Here is a 14,169-nt window from a genome sequence, read left to right on the forward strand (position 1 = left end):
TTTAATCGAAATGAAAGTAAAGGCATCTGTAAAGAAAAGAAGCGCTGATTGCAAGGTGATCAGAAGGAAAGGAAAGCTTTATGTTATTAATAAGAAAAACCCACGTTTTAAGCAGCGTCAGGGATAATATCACATTGTAAAAACTAGAAGTATGGCACGTATTTCAGGAGTAGATATTCCAGATAACAAGAGAGGGGTAATTGCCTTAACCTATATTTACGGTATAGGTAATTCATCGGCTCAAAGAATTTTAGAGGAAGCTAATATCGACCTAAATAAAAAAGTTCAAGATTGGACAGATGATGAATCTGGAGCGATCAGGGATATTATCGGTAGAGAGTTTAAAATTGAGGGCGAGCTTAAATCTGAGTTGCAATTGAACATAAAGCGTTTGATGGACATCGGATGTTACAGAGGATTGCGTCACAGACGTGGATTGCCAGTAAGGGGTCAGCATACCAAAAACAACTCTAGAACGAGAAAAGGTAAGCGTAAGACTGTGGCAAACAAGAAAAAAGCTACCAAGTAATAAGATTTAATTTATAAGAGAAATGGCTCAGAAAAGAAAAGATAAGGCTAAAAAGAGGGTCGTTGTTGTTGATTCTGTAGGCGAAGCGCATATCAAAGCGTCATTCAATAATATCATAATCTCGCTAACGAATCAGGAGGGTCAGGTTATATCTTGGTCTTCTGCTGGTAAGATGGGATTCAGAGGTTCTAAAAAGAACACTCCATATGCCGCTCAAATGGCAGCTCAAGATTGTGCCAAAGTTGCGCATGATTTGGGACTTAGGAAGGTAGAGGTTTTTGTTAAAGGGCCTGGTTCTGGAAGAGAATCTGCTATCAGGACACTACAAAACTCTGGAATAGAAGTTACTGCTATTAGAGACGTAACTCCACTTCCTCACAACGGATGTAGACCTCCAAAGAGAAGAAGGGTCTGATTCTTATTGATAATAGAGAGATTATTTTAAAGTAAAATTCAAATCGATGGCTAGATATATTGGTCCTAAGTCAAAAATTGCAAGGAAATTTAACGATCCAATTTTCGGTCCTTGTAAAGAGCTGAAGAAAAAGCCTCATCCTCCTGGACAACACGGAAGGGGAAGGAGAAGAAAGCAGTCTGAATATGCTGTTCAACTTGCTGAGAAACAAAAAGCAAAATACACTTATGGTGTATTAGAGAAGCAATTTAGAAATCTTTTCGATAAAGCTGCTGGTCTTTCAGGTATTACAGGTACTAACCTACTTCAATTACTTGAATCTCGTTTAGATAACACAGTTTATAGATTAGGGGTTGCCCCTACTAGAGCGGCTGCTCGTCAGCTTGTTTCTCACAAGCATATTACTGTAAATGGAGTAATTACTAATATTCCTTCGTTTACTGTTAAACCTGGTGATTTGGTAAGCGTTAAGCCTAAGTCTCAGACGTTGTCAACTATTAAAGATAGCGTGTCTGGTCGCCAAGCCTCAAGGTTTAGCTGGTTGGAATGGGATGCTAGCACAATGACTGGCAAGTATATCAACCTACCAGAAAGAGAGGAAATTCCTGAAAATATTAATGAGCAGTTCATTGTCGAACTTTACTCTAAATAATTTTAGAAATACTATCCAATCTATTTTTCTTATTACTATTCTTAAATTAAAATAAAGCCAGGATGTCTATATTAGCTTTTCAAATGCCTGATAAGGTTGTGATGGACAAAGCCGATGATTTTCACGGTCTATTTGAATTCAAACCCTTAGAGAAAGGCTACGGTGTTACAATTGGTAATGCTCTAAGAAGAATTCTATTATCTTCTTTGGAAGGTTATGCTATCGTTGGAGTGAAAGTTCCTGAAGTTCTTCATGAATTTTCTTCAATTCCCGGAGTAGTTGAAGATATGACCGAAATCATTTTGAATTTGAAAATGGTAAGGTTTAAAAGAACTACTGAAAATCCTGAGCCCAAAATCACAGTAAGTCTATCAGGACGTGATGAATTTAAAGCTGGGGATATAGCAGAGTTTACCAATGACTTTACTATTCTGAATCCTGATTTCGTTATTTGTCAGCTAGATCCTTCTATCACTTTCCAAGTCGAACTGACTGTAGATAAAGGTAGAGGATATGTTCCAGCTGAAGAAAATACACCTAGCGAACAAATTTTCGGATATATTCCAATAGATGCCATCTTTACTCCTATTAAAAAGGTAAAGTATAGTGTTGAAAACACAAGGGTAGAGCAGAAGACTGACTACGAGAAGTTGATACTTGATATTGAGACTGATGGATCTATTCACCCAGAAGATGCGCTTAAAGGAGCTGCTGAGATTTTGATCAGGCACTTCATGTTATTCTCTGATCAGACTATGACGTTTGAGCCTGATACCAAACCAGGGGATGAGCCAATAGATGAAGAATTCTTGCACATGCGTAAGCTGTTGAAAACGCCATTGTCAGATTTAGATCTTTCAGTAAGGGCTTACAACTGCTTGAAAGCAGCGGATGTTAAAACTCTTGGAGATTTGGCTAGCCTTGAGATATCTGATATGATGAAGTTTAGAAACTTTGGTAAAAAATCACTTACTGAGTTAGAGCAGTTGATTGCCGAAAAGAATTTGAGCTTCGGGATGGATGTTTCTAAATATAAATTAGATGAGGATTAATTCTTCTAGAGATATTATTTGATAGAAAAAGAAATATTTGAATTGAAATGAGGCACGGTAAAAAATTTAATCATCTAGGAAGAACTGCTTCGCATAGAAAAGCAATGCTTTCAAACATGGCATGCTCCCTAATTTTGCATAAAAGGATAACGACTACAGTTGCTAAAGCAAAAGCTTTGCGTAAGTATGTTGAGCCCCTTTTAACAAAATCAAAAAAGGATACAATGCACTCAAGAAGGGTTGTATTCTCTTACTTGAATGATAAAGAAGCGGTTACAATTCTTTTTAACCAAATCGCTGAAAAAATAGCTGATCGTCCAGGAGGATATACCAGAATAATCAAGACTGGTCATCGACTTGGTGATAATGCTGAGACTTGCATTATCGAGTTGGTTGATTACAATGAACTATTGCTTCAAGCTAAAGAAGAGGCTAAGCCTAAGACTAGAAGAAGCAGGAGAGGAGGAAAGAAGAAAGAAGAATCTCCAGCTACAGCTGAGGCTGTTGTTGAAGAAAGCTCGGAAGAGCAATCTTCTGAACCAGATGATACTGGTGACGAGACTTCGGAAGAAAAAGATTCCTAATCAGGAAAAAGGAAATGATTCAGTTCATTTCCTTTTTTTTTAACCTTTTATTGATTTTACGACATAACTAGTGATGTTTGAGTGCAAAGTAATTGTTGACTTCGCTGTCATTAACTACTTTTGTACATTCACTTAATCTTAAAGTTAAATGGAATATCAATTTAGAAAGAAAGCAATCTTACTTCTAGAGGATGGAAGTGTGTTCGAAGGTCGGTCTATTGGAAAAGATGGGACAAGCGGAGGAGAAATTTGTTTTAATACAGGTATGACAGGTTATCAGGAGATTTATACTGACCCTTCTTACTTTGGACAAATAATAGTAAATACTACTTCGCACATAGGTAATTATGGCGTTATAAATGCTGAAACAGAATCTAGCTCAGTAAAAATCCAAGGTTTAGTTGTCAAATCTTTTTCAGATATCTTTTCAAGAAAGACGGCAGAAGGATCTTTACAAGATTACCTAGAGAAAGCTGGAGTAGTTGGTATTTCAGATGTAGATACTCGTAAGATTGTGAGGCATATCAGGGAAGAGGGAGCAATGAATGCTATCATCTCATCTGAGATTACTGATATTGAACAATTAAAAGCGAAATTGGCTGATGTCCCTAAAATGGGTGGCTTAGAGCTTTCAACTAAAGTTACAACTAAAGAGCCTTACTTATTAGGCGCTGATAATACAGGTTTAAAAGTTTCTGTTTTAGACCTTGGTGTTAAAACCAATATATTGAACAGCTTGGTAGAAAGAAATTGCCAGCTCAAAGTTTTCCCTGCAAAGACGTCTTTTGAGGAAATGCAAGCTTGGAATCCTGATGGGTATTTTGTCTCTAATGGTCCAGGTGATCCGGCATCGACAGATTATGCAGTGGAAACAGTTAAGAAAATTCTTGAAAAAGACATCCCTCTTTTTGGAATTTGCCTAGGTCATCAGATCATTGCTTTGGCTTGTGGAATCACTACATACAAGATGCACCACGGACACAGAGGGTTGAACCATCCTGTGAAGAACTTAATAACTGGTATTAGTGAGATTACTTCACAAAACCATGGCTTTTGCGTGAGTGAAGAGTCGGTTTCCAAATCAGATAATGTAGAAATTACCCATATTAACTTGAATGATAAAACAGTTGAAGGAATTAGAGTATTAGGAAAGAAAGCTTTTTCGGTGCAACATCACCCTGAGTCTTCACCTGGTCCACATGATTCTAGATACCTGTTTGATCAGTTCGTGGGTATGATGACAAATGCAGAAGAAGTTAATGCATAACAATAAGTTATTTCAGGAATATAAAAATGGCTACTCAATTAATTTGAGTAGCCATTTTTTATGAAGAATATTTCTATTTCTCTACCCTAAGGAAAGTTTAATACCAGCAATGGCTTGAGATAGGTTCTCAGTTAAGATAACCTCTGGAGAGATATTGAATTTGTTCTTGATATTTAAAGAATAGTTGATCTTAATAGCTCGAGAATCAAATATGCTGCTAGAAGGATTCAAAAGCATTCCTACCCCGACCTCATGACCTGTGACAGCTTTACCAGTTGAAATATTTCGTTTTCCAAAAGATGCCTCTAAGAATACGTTATTTGATAATGTTGATTTCCCTTCCGTATTTTCTCCTAGTAGCCCATAGTTGGAAACTGTGGCAGAAGCAAGGGTTACTTGAGGTTTGGTTTCACTCACTTTCTGATAGCTAAACTTCGCTCCTATATATGCTCCAAACTCTTTGTTGACCATAGCAAGTCCAATTGGTACGCTCACTTTAAGTTTAGGGATAGTAACAGATTGTTGATCACTATTTTCCAGTGACAGGCCATCCAATACGTTTGAGCTATTTTTGGTAAATAGGTTACTAACAGGCATAGCAAATCCAAATCCTTTAGACTCAAAAGAGCTAGGTTTACTAGTTTTAGACGTAGCTAAAGCCGTGATTTCAACTGGTTGTTCGATTAATAATTCAGTTTCATTTTGGCTATCTAGCGATAAGCCAGAGCTAAATATAGAAGAGGTATGGACAATACTTTGGTTTTCTGAAGTAGCCTTACTGAAGAAAACTTGCTTATCTTCTACAGGGCTTAATGATGCCTCTTGTACCTCAGAAGCTAATTCTTCTGTAGCTTGTGAAAGGAATAAATTTCCCCCTTCTTTCACTGCATACTGGCTGATGATATAACTCCCCAATGTACCTGCAGCAAAAAGCATTACTGTAATAGCAGCAGCTAAGTCGAAGATACCTGGAAATTTCCTGTTCCCTTGCTTCTGGAGCCCATCTTGGATTTTGTCGAAAGTGCTATCCATATTCCAGTTTTTTACCTGAGGAGGGAGTCCCTCAAGGTTGTTCACCGAATCTCTGAATAGGCTATCTAACTTTTCGTCTTTCATTATTTTAAATATTTTTTGCCAAAAGTTTTCTTAAGGTTGCTCTAGCTTTACTGAGCTGGGACTTAGAAGTGTTTTCGCTAATGCCAAGTTGTTCGGCAATTTCTTTGTGGCTATATCCTTCAATAGCATATAGGTTAAAAACAGTCCTATAGCCCATGGGAAGCTTAAGTATAATAGCGTAAATATCTTCGGCGGCAAGCTCACTTTCCACAGATGCCCCAGTTTCTACTATGGAGGCTTCTGTGGAAGACACTAAGTTAAAATTGTTGTTTTTGCGGAGGAACATTAAAGATTCATTTACCATAATTCTTTTTATCCAGCCCTCAAAGCTTCCATTTCCTCGGTGCTCAAACCTATCTAGGTTTTTAAAGACTTTCATAAAGCCTTTTACCAATACATCTTCGGTATCAAATTCATTTTTGACATACCTAAAGCACAGCCTATACATCTTAGGTGCATACTGTTCGTAGAGAGTGCGCTGAGCGCTTGCTTTACCCTCCTTACACCAGCCTATGAGCTGTTCTTCTTTCAATGTTGCGTAGTTTTTCTCTATGGTATCCAATCTTTATAATGCTGAAAGAGTAAAAAAGGTTGTTTGATTAGTTTTTATGCCAAATTTCAAATGCCTTTTATAATTAGAATGCATAAAAGTAGACACAGGTTTCCTATAAAGCGGTTAAACCCCTGTTAAAAAAGAATAAATACTGTTAAAAACGATCTGATTATAGATTGAACCAATAAGTAAGCTTCGCAACAATAGCTCTGTTTTTGGTAGTGAAGTCGGTAGAATAGTAGTTGTCAGTGTACACCAAGTAGAAATCAGAAACAGGCTTAAAGCGGTATTGAAGCCTTGCATTGATGTTTACATTGTCAATTTGGTCATTATATTGGAAGAAGGTGGTGAGGAAAACACTTCGAGAAAAAGTGATATCGAACCTTGGCCCTACCAATATGATATTTCCACTAGAGTGTGGCTCAGGAAGGTTGATTTTATTGTAAGAAAAATTAAGAGAAGCAATTCCAAAAGGCTGGAAACGGTAATTGATATCTCCTTTGATACTGAAAAGATCACCATTGTAATATTCTCCCAAAATAGTTTCAGCAGCAAAATAAAATTTCTTGCGCTGGTCAGAACTGAAGCTGCCGCCAACACTCGAATAGCTGTGGTCGGATCCCTCTGGCAAAGGAACCCCGCCAGATCTGGTAGGATCAAAATCTCTAAATAGGTATGTGTATTCATTTTGCACACCTAGGTTCATGCTAGCATTATTGGCAAAGCGGAACTCATAAAAAAGGGTGTACCTATGATCTGTTTTACCATAAGTTTCATTCCAAATATATTCAGCTTCTATGCCAGGACCATGCTTAGCAATTTTGTTGTTTGGGTAAAAGGTATATTGAGCTGTAGGTGCAAGCCTTTTATAATCTTTACGAGGAGCAAACCCAACCTCTGGGTTAAAGTTTTTCCCCACTATTTGGTGGTTCCACTCTAACCTGACCGCAGGGCTGTTGTATATTAAATTTGCACCATGGGAAAAAGCGTCTTTATTATTTTCTGTAGAAAAAGATTGATGGTAAAAAAATTTACCTGTCCATTTATTATCCTGAGAAGCGAGATTATAGTCGATACCGGCGAGCCTGTTGTAGTTGTTACTGGCAATGCCAGGAGTTAAGGTGGAGTCCCCATCAAACACATGTGTTGCCTGCTTGTTAATTCCGATAATAGAGATATTAGAACGGGCAAAAACCTGTCGTTGAAGAGCCAAAACAGAGTAATTGTAACCAGGTTGGGAGATAGAAGCATCTTTGGCTGTTTGCATGTTCATCACACCCATCCTCCATTTTTCATTTACTCTTCCGCTAAGGCGTGCCCCATAGTGAATTGGGTTTTGAACATTAACCCCCGTATTTGGATCAAGGGCAATTCCAATTCTTCTAGAGAAGAAAGGCCTAATTCTCGACGATCCGAACGAGGCAAAAATATCTTGGTTTTCGAGAAAAAACTGACGGCGTTCAGGATAAAATAGTTCGAAGCGGGTCAGGTTTGTTTGCTGGACATCCGCTTCAACCTGCGAAAAATCTGGATTAATAGTGAGGTCAAGGTTTAAAGAGGGTGTAATACCAATTTTAGCATCTCCCCCAAAGTTGAACTTATTTTCTGACTCACCGTCCTCTATATAATCGGTGACAGACGAACCTGACACATATGGGATAAGCGCGATATTAGGTCCGGGCTTTTCAAGCGGTTCTTCAAAAATTATATCTCCCGAAAATGCTACAGAAATTATACTCTGATTTCTTGGAATCATCCCCCAAGATGATTGCTCTGCAGTTTTGCTATCTATACGAAAAAAATTAGCTTTCCATATCTGTGAGCCTCCTTGGTAGCGCAAGGTCTTGAAAGGAATTGCCATTTCTGCTGTCCAATATCCTTCGTGCATTTTTGCTCCAGAAAACCACTTGTTGTCCCAAGAAAGGTCAAACCCAGAACTACCTCCCGATCCACCCGAAAGCCCAGATACCAATGCTTCTCGTTGAACACCAAATGGGTTTATTCCAAACAACATACCATTGGTTTGGTCTTGGAAAGGGTCGAAGACTACAGAAACCAAATCGTTGTGCGTTCCACTAAAATCTCTTCGTAAAGATGTAGTAACCCAAGGCCCAGGTTTAGGGTCTATAACCTTAAACGCGACATATATAAACTGTTTGTCGTAGGTAATCATCACCTCAGTACTTGTTTCCGACTTTAGGGAGTCCATTGGGAAGTGTTGCCAGAAACTTTTAGTACGGGCAGTATTTTGCCAAGTTGGGTCATCTAGCACTCCATCAACTTTTATTTTTTCAGAGGTTTTCTTCACTTTAAGTAAGGGTCTAATACTTTTGGTAGACTGCCCAAATGAACGGTGAAAATCTAGTGATAAAAAGGTACATACAAGGGCGACTAAGTAGAAGAATTTACTCACTATCATTAAAAAGGTTTATGAATAAAATAGGGGAGCTAGTACAAAAAATAATAGAACTGAAGTCGGTTGACCCAGTTTGCTGTGGTATAAAGGAAGGTGGTATGACAAAAATAATGAATTAATAAAACAAAAGGACTCAGGAAGGCTAAATGGCGACAGAATGGTCATAGTAAAATACAAGATGTATGCTTAACCTTATTAGGCACATTCCTTCACCTAGTCTACAAGCCGTTTATAAGGATTTATACGATAAAAATCGTAGTAAAATTTGCCATTACGATAGATGTCGTATATAATTGTATTACGATAACTGTCGTATAAAGTCTCTTGGATACAGTTTGTCAAGGGACAAAAGGAAAATTGATCTAGTGTTTTTAGATATAAACTACCATCCTTTAATAATTTGAAAATATGGCTAAAAAGGAAAAATCATTAAAACCTACTGAAGCGGAGCTAGAAGTGCTACAGGTACTTTGGTCGGAGGGAGCTTCAACGGTGAGGTTTGTTCATGAAAAAATAAACGAAACCAAAGAAGTAGGCTACACCACCACGCTCAAAATCCTTCAAAATATGCTGGAAAAAGGCTTGGTTATGAGGGACGAGCAAAGTAGAACACATATTTATAAAGCTGCCGTGGCGGAACAAGATATCCAGAAAAAACTGCTTGACCGCTTCCTCGAAACCACATTTGGAGGCTCGGCACTGAAACTTGTAATGCAGGCCTTGGGCAACAATACTACAACACAAGACGAACTAGCTCAAATCAGAGAATTTCTTAACGAAAAAGAAGGAGGTAAAAAATGAATCTCATAGAAAAACTACTCTCGTCGGAAGTTGTACAGGCACTTGGTTGGGCCATTTTGCATTCTTTATGGCAAGGATTTTTAGTTGCCCTTATTTTAGGAGTGCTCATGCTGCTGTTGCACAAGCATTCTTCTACAGTGAGGTATTTCGTGTCGGTTACAGCACTTGTAACCGTGCTTTTGCTCTCAGCGGTTACCTTCTTTGGCTTATATGATTCGCTTAGGCAGCCTCTACCAAAAGGCGATGTTTCCGTTAAGTACAAAATTATTCCGAATATAGGTGAAGGGCATACCTATTACCAAATTCCTAAAGAGGGTGGATTTTGGACTTCTTTAACTTCTTTTATCGATTATTTCAATATGCACCTTCCGCTCATAGTCACTATTTGGCTTGTTGGGGTAGCGGTACTAGCTTTGAGGTTACTCGGAGGCTTGGCTTATGCTCAGCGATTGAAATCGTATCGTACCAAAATGCTAGGGGAGGCTTGGCAAGCAAAGCTTAAGAAGATGGCAAATCACCTGCGTATAAAACAGGAAATAGAGCTATTAGAATCATGTTTTGTCAAAGTCCCCATGGTAATCGGGCATTTGAAGCCCGTGGTTTTGCTGCCTGTAGGTACGGTTACAGGGCTTTCAGTGGAGCAAGTGGAGGCTATTTTGGCACACGAGCTAGCCCACATTTCCCGCAACGATTACTTGGTAAATATTTTCCAGTCAGTGGTAGATTTGATATTTTTCTATCACCCTGGGGTTTGGTGGATTTCTGCCAACATCAGGTCCGAAAGGGAAAACTGCTGCGATGACATTGCAGTAAGCCTTAGCGACGATCGCCTTGCGGTGGCAAAAGCTCTAACCAACTTGCAAACTATTACGTGGAGTGCCCCAAATATGGCGATGGCGGCTACAGGCAAGAGTGGAAAGTTATTCAATAGAGTAAAAAGATTGGTTGAGGCAAAAAGTACCAACCCAACTTTCAAAGAAGGATTTATTGCCGCATGCGTGTTGATGGTAAGTATTCTGAGCTTGTCCTTCAACGCTAGCTCAAACTATGAAAGCAACCCTGAAGAACCGACTCAAGTATGGGTAGAAAAAGAAATGCCATTTCTTGCTACTACTGTGACCTCAGAATCAGAAGTACCTGAGGCAATTGCACCTGAAATAGTAGAAAAAGAAAATAAAAGCGCAACAACGGTAGCAAGTTCGAAGGTAGAAGTGGTAAACGGTGAAATAGGTGTTGCCACTGCTATTTTGCCTGCACCGGTGGGAATTGCCTCTAAAATGGCCTACCCAATTATAGTGGGAAGCGATACTACCAAAAACAAATATTGGTACAGGGCAAACCAAACACTAAGCACTACGCTCAAAAATGGCAAATATGCTTTTATTCGCTATGATGAAAAGGGAGAAATAGCCGAAATGTTTGTAGAAGGAAAAAAGGTAAGCAAGAAAAAGTTTGCCGAATATGAGCCAATGCTGAAAAAAAACGTGTGGGCAAATGATTTCCAAAGGGCTCAACATGAAAGGGAGCGCGCAGTCGCTAATGCTTTGAGAGAAGCGAAACGAGAAACTGCTAGGGCACAAATGGAGACAGAAAGAGCAGTAAATAGGGCAATGCGAGAGGTGGAAAGGGAAACTGCAAGAGCAAAAGTTGAATGGAGCGAGCACGAGGAAGAGTGGCAGGAGGCCATGGCAGAAAGCAGAGAGGCAATGGCAGAAGGAAGAGAGGCTTGGCACGAAGCAATGGAAGAACTAAGAGAGATGAATATTGAGCTTTCCGACAGCATGAACGTGAATTTTGTGATGCCTGTTATTCCCAACTTTGTTTTTGCCGACTCAGGTATAGTCTGGAATGGGGTAGCTGTAGGAATCGATGCTGCATTGCAAAGCTTAGAAGCTCTTGAAGGGCTAGAAGCATTGGAGGGTTTGGAAGGCTTAGCGGAGTTAGCCGAATTAGAAGAGTTAAAAAATTTGCATGAGTTCAGTAATGGAGCGAATTACAGAAGTTGGTCGTACGGAGGTATGCAGAAAAGTTTACTAGATGCGCTCAGAAGTGATGGTTTTGAGCCAAAGAGCAATGGTGAGTACAAATTTGATATAGATGGAGAAAGGCTATTGGTGAATGGGAAAAAGCAGTCAGATGAGGTGTACCAGAGATATAAAGAAATACTTGAGCAGGAAACGGGGAATGATTTGGATGAAGGAATGCACTACATTTTGACAATAGAAGAAGATTGAGGCGAACCCTATCATTAGTTCTTGCGTTCTAATAGCAAAGTCATAACGCCCAATTTGACTGTATAAAGCCTCCAGCCCTTGAAAGGGCTGGGGCTTTTTGCATTTTATACCTTTGGTCAAAACTATTTTACCGCCAATTGCTTTTGGCGGGTCTCAAATTCCTTCAAGCCACTGTCAAGAAAGTCTACAAAATTCTGAACTTCCAAGTCAAATGCTTTAGGTTTTGCTAAAAGTTCTCCTTTATGGTCAAGAAGTAAATAGAACGGTTGAGCATTGTTTTTAAATTTACTAATTTGCCAATCTGCATTTACCTCGCCCAAAGTCTTTTTCACTTTTCCATCGTACGAAGAAGTTACCCATTCACTTTCAGGTAAAAGCGTACGGTCATCCACATACAGTGCAACTACTACATATTCATTTTTCAAACGCTTAAGTACAGGCGTTTCTCCCCATACATTGTCTTCCATTTTTCGGCAGTTCACGCAACCATGCCCCGTAAAATCAATAAATATTGGTTTGCCTTCCGCTTTTGCTGCTGCCATTCCTTCTTCTAGGTCAAAATAACCTTGTATTCCGTGTGGAAAATGAAGTTTATCAGCATATTTTCTTTTCGAATAATTACTAGCAGTAGTCACATTGCTCTGAGAAGTTGAGCTACTTCCAGCATTTTCCCGTATCGTTTTTACTAAGTCAAACTCGTGGGTGGTCTGAGGAGGTAGGTAGCCCGAAAGCAACTTTAAAGGAGCGCCAAACAAACCTGGTAAAAGGTAGATGACAAAAGTAAAAGATACTACAGCCAATAACATGCGTGGTATAGGGACAATTTCAAGTTTGCTATCGTGTGGTAGCCTGATGTAGCCTAAAAGGTAAAGCCCTAAAGAAAGCGCAATGGCTGCCCAAATGGCAATATATACGTATCTGTCCAATATTCCCCAGTGGTAAACTTGGTCGGCTACGCTCAGAAATTTAAAGGCGAGGGCAAGTTCTACAAACCCCAAAACCACTTTTACCGAATTCATCCATCCACCCGATTTTGGCATTTTGCTGAGCCAAGAAGGGAAAAATGCTAAAAAGGTAAATGGTATGGCAAAAGCGAGAGAAAAGGCAAACATTCCGGCAACGGGCTTCACAAATGCACCACCGGCCGATTCTACTAAAATACTCCCTACAATTGGTCCTGTACATGAAAATGAAACTAACACGAGTGTAAATGCCATAAAAAATGGTGCTAAAACACCACCTTTGTCAGCCTGCCTATCCATCGAATTGACCAATTTACTTGGCAATACTATTTCGAACATTCCGAAGAAGGAAAGCGCAAAAATGAAGAAGATTGCAAAGAAAAGAAGGTTAGGAAGCCAGTGAGTACTGAGGAAATTTGCCGCTGCTGGACCAAAAATTTTCGCTACAATCGCTCCAATTACGGTGTAGATCAAAATGATGGAAATACCATAAGTAAGCGCTTGGAAAATATTTTTAGCCTTAGGTTGGTTAGGCTTGTTAAAAAAGGAAACAGTCATGGGAACCATTGGGAAAACGCAAGGAGTAAGAATTGCGGCAAGACCTCCTAAGAAAGCGATTACCATAAATCCCCAAACCGACTCGCCCTCTTCCGACATGTCGGCACTAAACTCTTGAGCTTCTTCTATGCTTTCAATCGCCTCGCCTGAATCTCCAGGAACGACAACCTGATCTTCTTTTACCTCTTTAGGTTCAGGTGTTATTTTTTCCAACTTTTCTTCAGGAGCTGGAGTTTCATCTCCTCCATTACCTACCTTCAGCTTATTAAAAGTGAAGTCTTCGCTGGCAGGGATACATTTTCCATCAATATCAGAGCAAACTTGGTAGGAAACAGATGCTTTTACGCTAAAATTTTTAGAAAGGACTTTTACCTTTTGTTTGAATACCCCTTCTCCTTTGAAGTAAGTATATTCTCCACCCCAAATCTCTTCATCAAACTTTTTACTTGGATTAATAGGTGTAATGCCTCCAACTAGTTCGTAACTATCATTTGGTTCAAAAGAAAACTCTGTGACCATGGGACCTAAATCAGGATCAAAGTCTGATGAATACAAGTACCAATCTTTTATAATACTAGCTGTAAAAACTAGCTCAACGGTTTCCCCAACTTGGGCTTCTTTGGTTGAGATATTGCTATCCCACGTAGCTGGTTCAAGTATTTGGTTAGGAAGGTCAAATTGTGCGAAGCCTTTGGAGGCAGTCAATAGTACTAAAAATAGAAGAAAAACTGTTTGTCTCATTACTGTCAAAATATTTTATGCGGTTGTGGTTGTTGACAAAGGAAACCAAGGGATTCCCAATGCAGTTCATTTTACGATATTTGATCGAGCCAAGAAAGGTAAGTTTTCTTGGGGATATAAAGGTAACTCATTTGTTAGAGGGTTTTTGCCACTTTTCCATCTATTCGATTTTTTTATAAAAAGGGGGGCATGCCAGCTTAATCAAGTATTTAAGAATTAAGCAGATTCTTTTCCGCTTTTTTCTTGTTGGCACTTTTTCCCCTTCATATGAAGTTTTCTGTTTTGCTTG

Annotated in this window: 13 protein-coding genes; 9 read left to right on the forward strand and 4 right to left on the reverse strand. The window is 39.2% G+C overall.

Annotated elements, in window-relative coordinates; translation table 11 throughout:
• Window positions 1–10 precede the first annotated feature (10 nt).
• The 7 genes from ykgO to carA all read left to right on the forward strand — a co-directional run bounded on the left by ykgO (window position 11) and on the right by carA (window position 4,499).
• Window positions 11–127, forward strand: coding sequence for a type B 50S ribosomal protein L36 (ykgO, locus tag R9C00_00170; GenBank protein ID WPO35868.1), 117 nt, complete (start codon window positions 11–13; stop codon window positions 125–127).
• Between the two features lie 24 nt (window positions 128–151).
• On the forward strand, window positions 152–529 hold the full coding sequence (gene rpsM / locus R9C00_00175; protein WPO35869.1) for a 30S ribosomal protein S13: 378 nt from the start codon (window positions 152–154) through the stop codon (window positions 527–529).
• A gap of 22 nt (window positions 530–551) precedes the next feature.
• Window positions 552–944: a 30S ribosomal protein S11 gene (rpsK, locus tag R9C00_00180; protein WPO35870.1), complete on the forward strand. Its 393-nt coding sequence runs from the start codon at window positions 552–554 to the stop codon at window positions 942–944.
• 46 nt (window positions 945–990) lie between these two features.
• Complete coding sequence (gene rpsD / locus R9C00_00185) at window positions 991–1,596, forward strand: 30S ribosomal protein S4 (GenBank protein WPO35871.1); 606 nt, start codon at window positions 991–993, stop codon at window positions 1,594–1,596.
• A gap of 62 nt (window positions 1,597–1,658) precedes the next feature.
• Window positions 1,659–2,648 (forward strand): DNA-directed RNA polymerase subunit alpha, encoded by a 990-nt coding sequence (locus tag R9C00_00190; protein WPO35872.1) that lies wholly within the window; start codon window positions 1,659–1,661, stop codon window positions 2,646–2,648.
• Window positions 2,649–2,695: 47 nt separating this feature from the next.
• Window positions 2,696–3,232, forward strand: coding sequence for a 50S ribosomal protein L17 (gene rplQ, locus R9C00_00195; protein WPO35873.1), 537 nt, complete (start codon window positions 2,696–2,698; stop codon window positions 3,230–3,232).
• A 148-nt stretch (window positions 3,233–3,380) separates the two neighbouring features.
• Window positions 3,381–4,499 (forward strand): glutamine-hydrolyzing carbamoyl-phosphate synthase small subunit, encoded by a 1,119-nt coding sequence (gene carA / locus R9C00_00200; GenBank protein ID WPO35874.1) that lies wholly within the window; start codon window positions 3,381–3,383, stop codon window positions 4,497–4,499.
• A gap of 81 nt (window positions 4,500–4,580) precedes the next feature.
• On the opposite strand, the gene R9C00_00205 is transcribed toward carA, so the two are convergent.
• The 3 genes from R9C00_00205 to R9C00_00215 all read right to left on the reverse strand — a co-directional run bounded on the left by R9C00_00205 (window position 4,581) and on the right by R9C00_00215 (window position 8,476).
• Window positions 4,581–5,615: a hypothetical protein gene (locus tag R9C00_00205; protein WPO35875.1), complete on the reverse strand. Its 1,035-nt coding sequence runs from the start codon at window positions 5,613–5,615 to the stop codon at window positions 4,581–4,583.
• 4 nt (window positions 5,616–5,619) lie between these two features.
• Window positions 5,620–6,177: a sigma-70 family RNA polymerase sigma factor gene (locus tag R9C00_00210; protein WPO35876.1), complete on the reverse strand. Its 558-nt coding sequence runs from the start codon at window positions 6,175–6,177 to the stop codon at window positions 5,620–5,622.
• A 160-nt stretch (window positions 6,178–6,337) separates the two neighbouring features.
• Entirely contained in the window at window positions 6,338–8,476 is a 2,139-nt protein-coding gene (locus R9C00_00215) for a DUF5916 domain-containing protein (GenBank protein WPO35877.1), read from the reverse strand.
• 516 nt (window positions 8,477–8,992) lie between these two features.
• On the opposite strand from R9C00_00215, the gene R9C00_00220 reads away from it, so the two are divergent.
• Window positions 8,993–9,385: a BlaI/MecI/CopY family transcriptional regulator gene (locus tag R9C00_00220; protein WPO35878.1), complete on the forward strand. Its 393-nt coding sequence runs from the start codon at window positions 8,993–8,995 to the stop codon at window positions 9,383–9,385.
• Window positions 9,382–11,619 carry a M56 family metallopeptidase gene (locus R9C00_00225; protein WPO35879.1) on the forward strand — a complete coding sequence of 746 codons (2,238 nt, stop codon included), beginning with the start codon at window positions 9,382–9,384 and terminating at the stop codon, window positions 11,617–11,619. The genes R9C00_00220 and R9C00_00225 overlap by 4 nt, the downstream gene beginning before the upstream one ends.
• A 122-nt stretch (window positions 11,620–11,741) precedes the next feature.
• On the opposite strand, the gene R9C00_00230 is transcribed toward R9C00_00225, so the two are convergent.
• Window positions 11,742–13,880 carry a cytochrome c biogenesis protein CcdA gene (locus R9C00_00230; protein ID WPO35880.1) on the reverse strand — a complete coding sequence of 713 codons (2,139 nt, stop codon included), beginning with the start codon at window positions 13,878–13,880 and terminating at the stop codon, window positions 11,742–11,744.
• Window positions 13,881–14,169: the final 289 nt, after the last annotated feature.

This window comes from Flammeovirgaceae bacterium SG7u.111 (assembly GCA_034044135.1).
Lineage (GTDB): Bacteria > Bacteroidota > Bacteroidia > Cytophagales > Flammeovirgaceae.

Bases quoted from the DNA above. Each gene is read 5' to 3' on its own strand.
- R9C00_00205 (WPO35875.1), bottom strand. From the start codon at position 5,615: ATGAAAGACGAAAAGTTAGATAGCCTATTCAGAGATTCGGTGAACAAC.
- rpsM (WPO35869.1), top strand. From the start codon at position 152: ATGGCACGTATTTCAGGAGTAGATATTCCAGATAACAAGAGAGGGGTA.
- carA (WPO35874.1), top strand. From the start codon at position 3,381: ATGGAATATCAATTTAGAAAGAAAGCAATCTTACTTCTAGAGGATGGA.
- R9C00_00220 (WPO35878.1), top strand. From the start codon at position 8,993: ATGGCTAAAAAGGAAAAATCATTAAAACCTACTGAAGCGGAGCTAGAA.
- R9C00_00190 (WPO35872.1), top strand. From the start codon at position 1,659: ATGTCTATATTAGCTTTTCAAATGCCTGATAAGGTTGTGATGGACAAA.
- rplQ (WPO35873.1), top strand. From the start codon at position 2,696: ATGAGGCACGGTAAAAAATTTAATCATCTAGGAAGAACTGCTTCGCAT.
- R9C00_00230 (WPO35880.1), bottom strand. From the start codon at position 13,880: ATGAGACAAACAGTTTTTCTTCTATTTTTAGTACTATTGACTGCCTCC.
- R9C00_00225 (WPO35879.1), top strand. From the start codon at position 9,382: ATGAATCTCATAGAAAAACTACTCTCGTCGGAAGTTGTACAGGCACTT.
- rpsK (WPO35870.1), top strand. From the start codon at position 552: ATGGCTCAGAAAAGAAAAGATAAGGCTAAAAAGAGGGTCGTTGTTGTT.
- ykgO (WPO35868.1), top strand. From the start codon at position 11: ATGAAAGTAAAGGCATCTGTAAAGAAAAGAAGCGCTGATTGCAAGGTG.
- rpsD (WPO35871.1), top strand. From the start codon at position 991: ATGGCTAGATATATTGGTCCTAAGTCAAAAATTGCAAGGAAATTTAAC.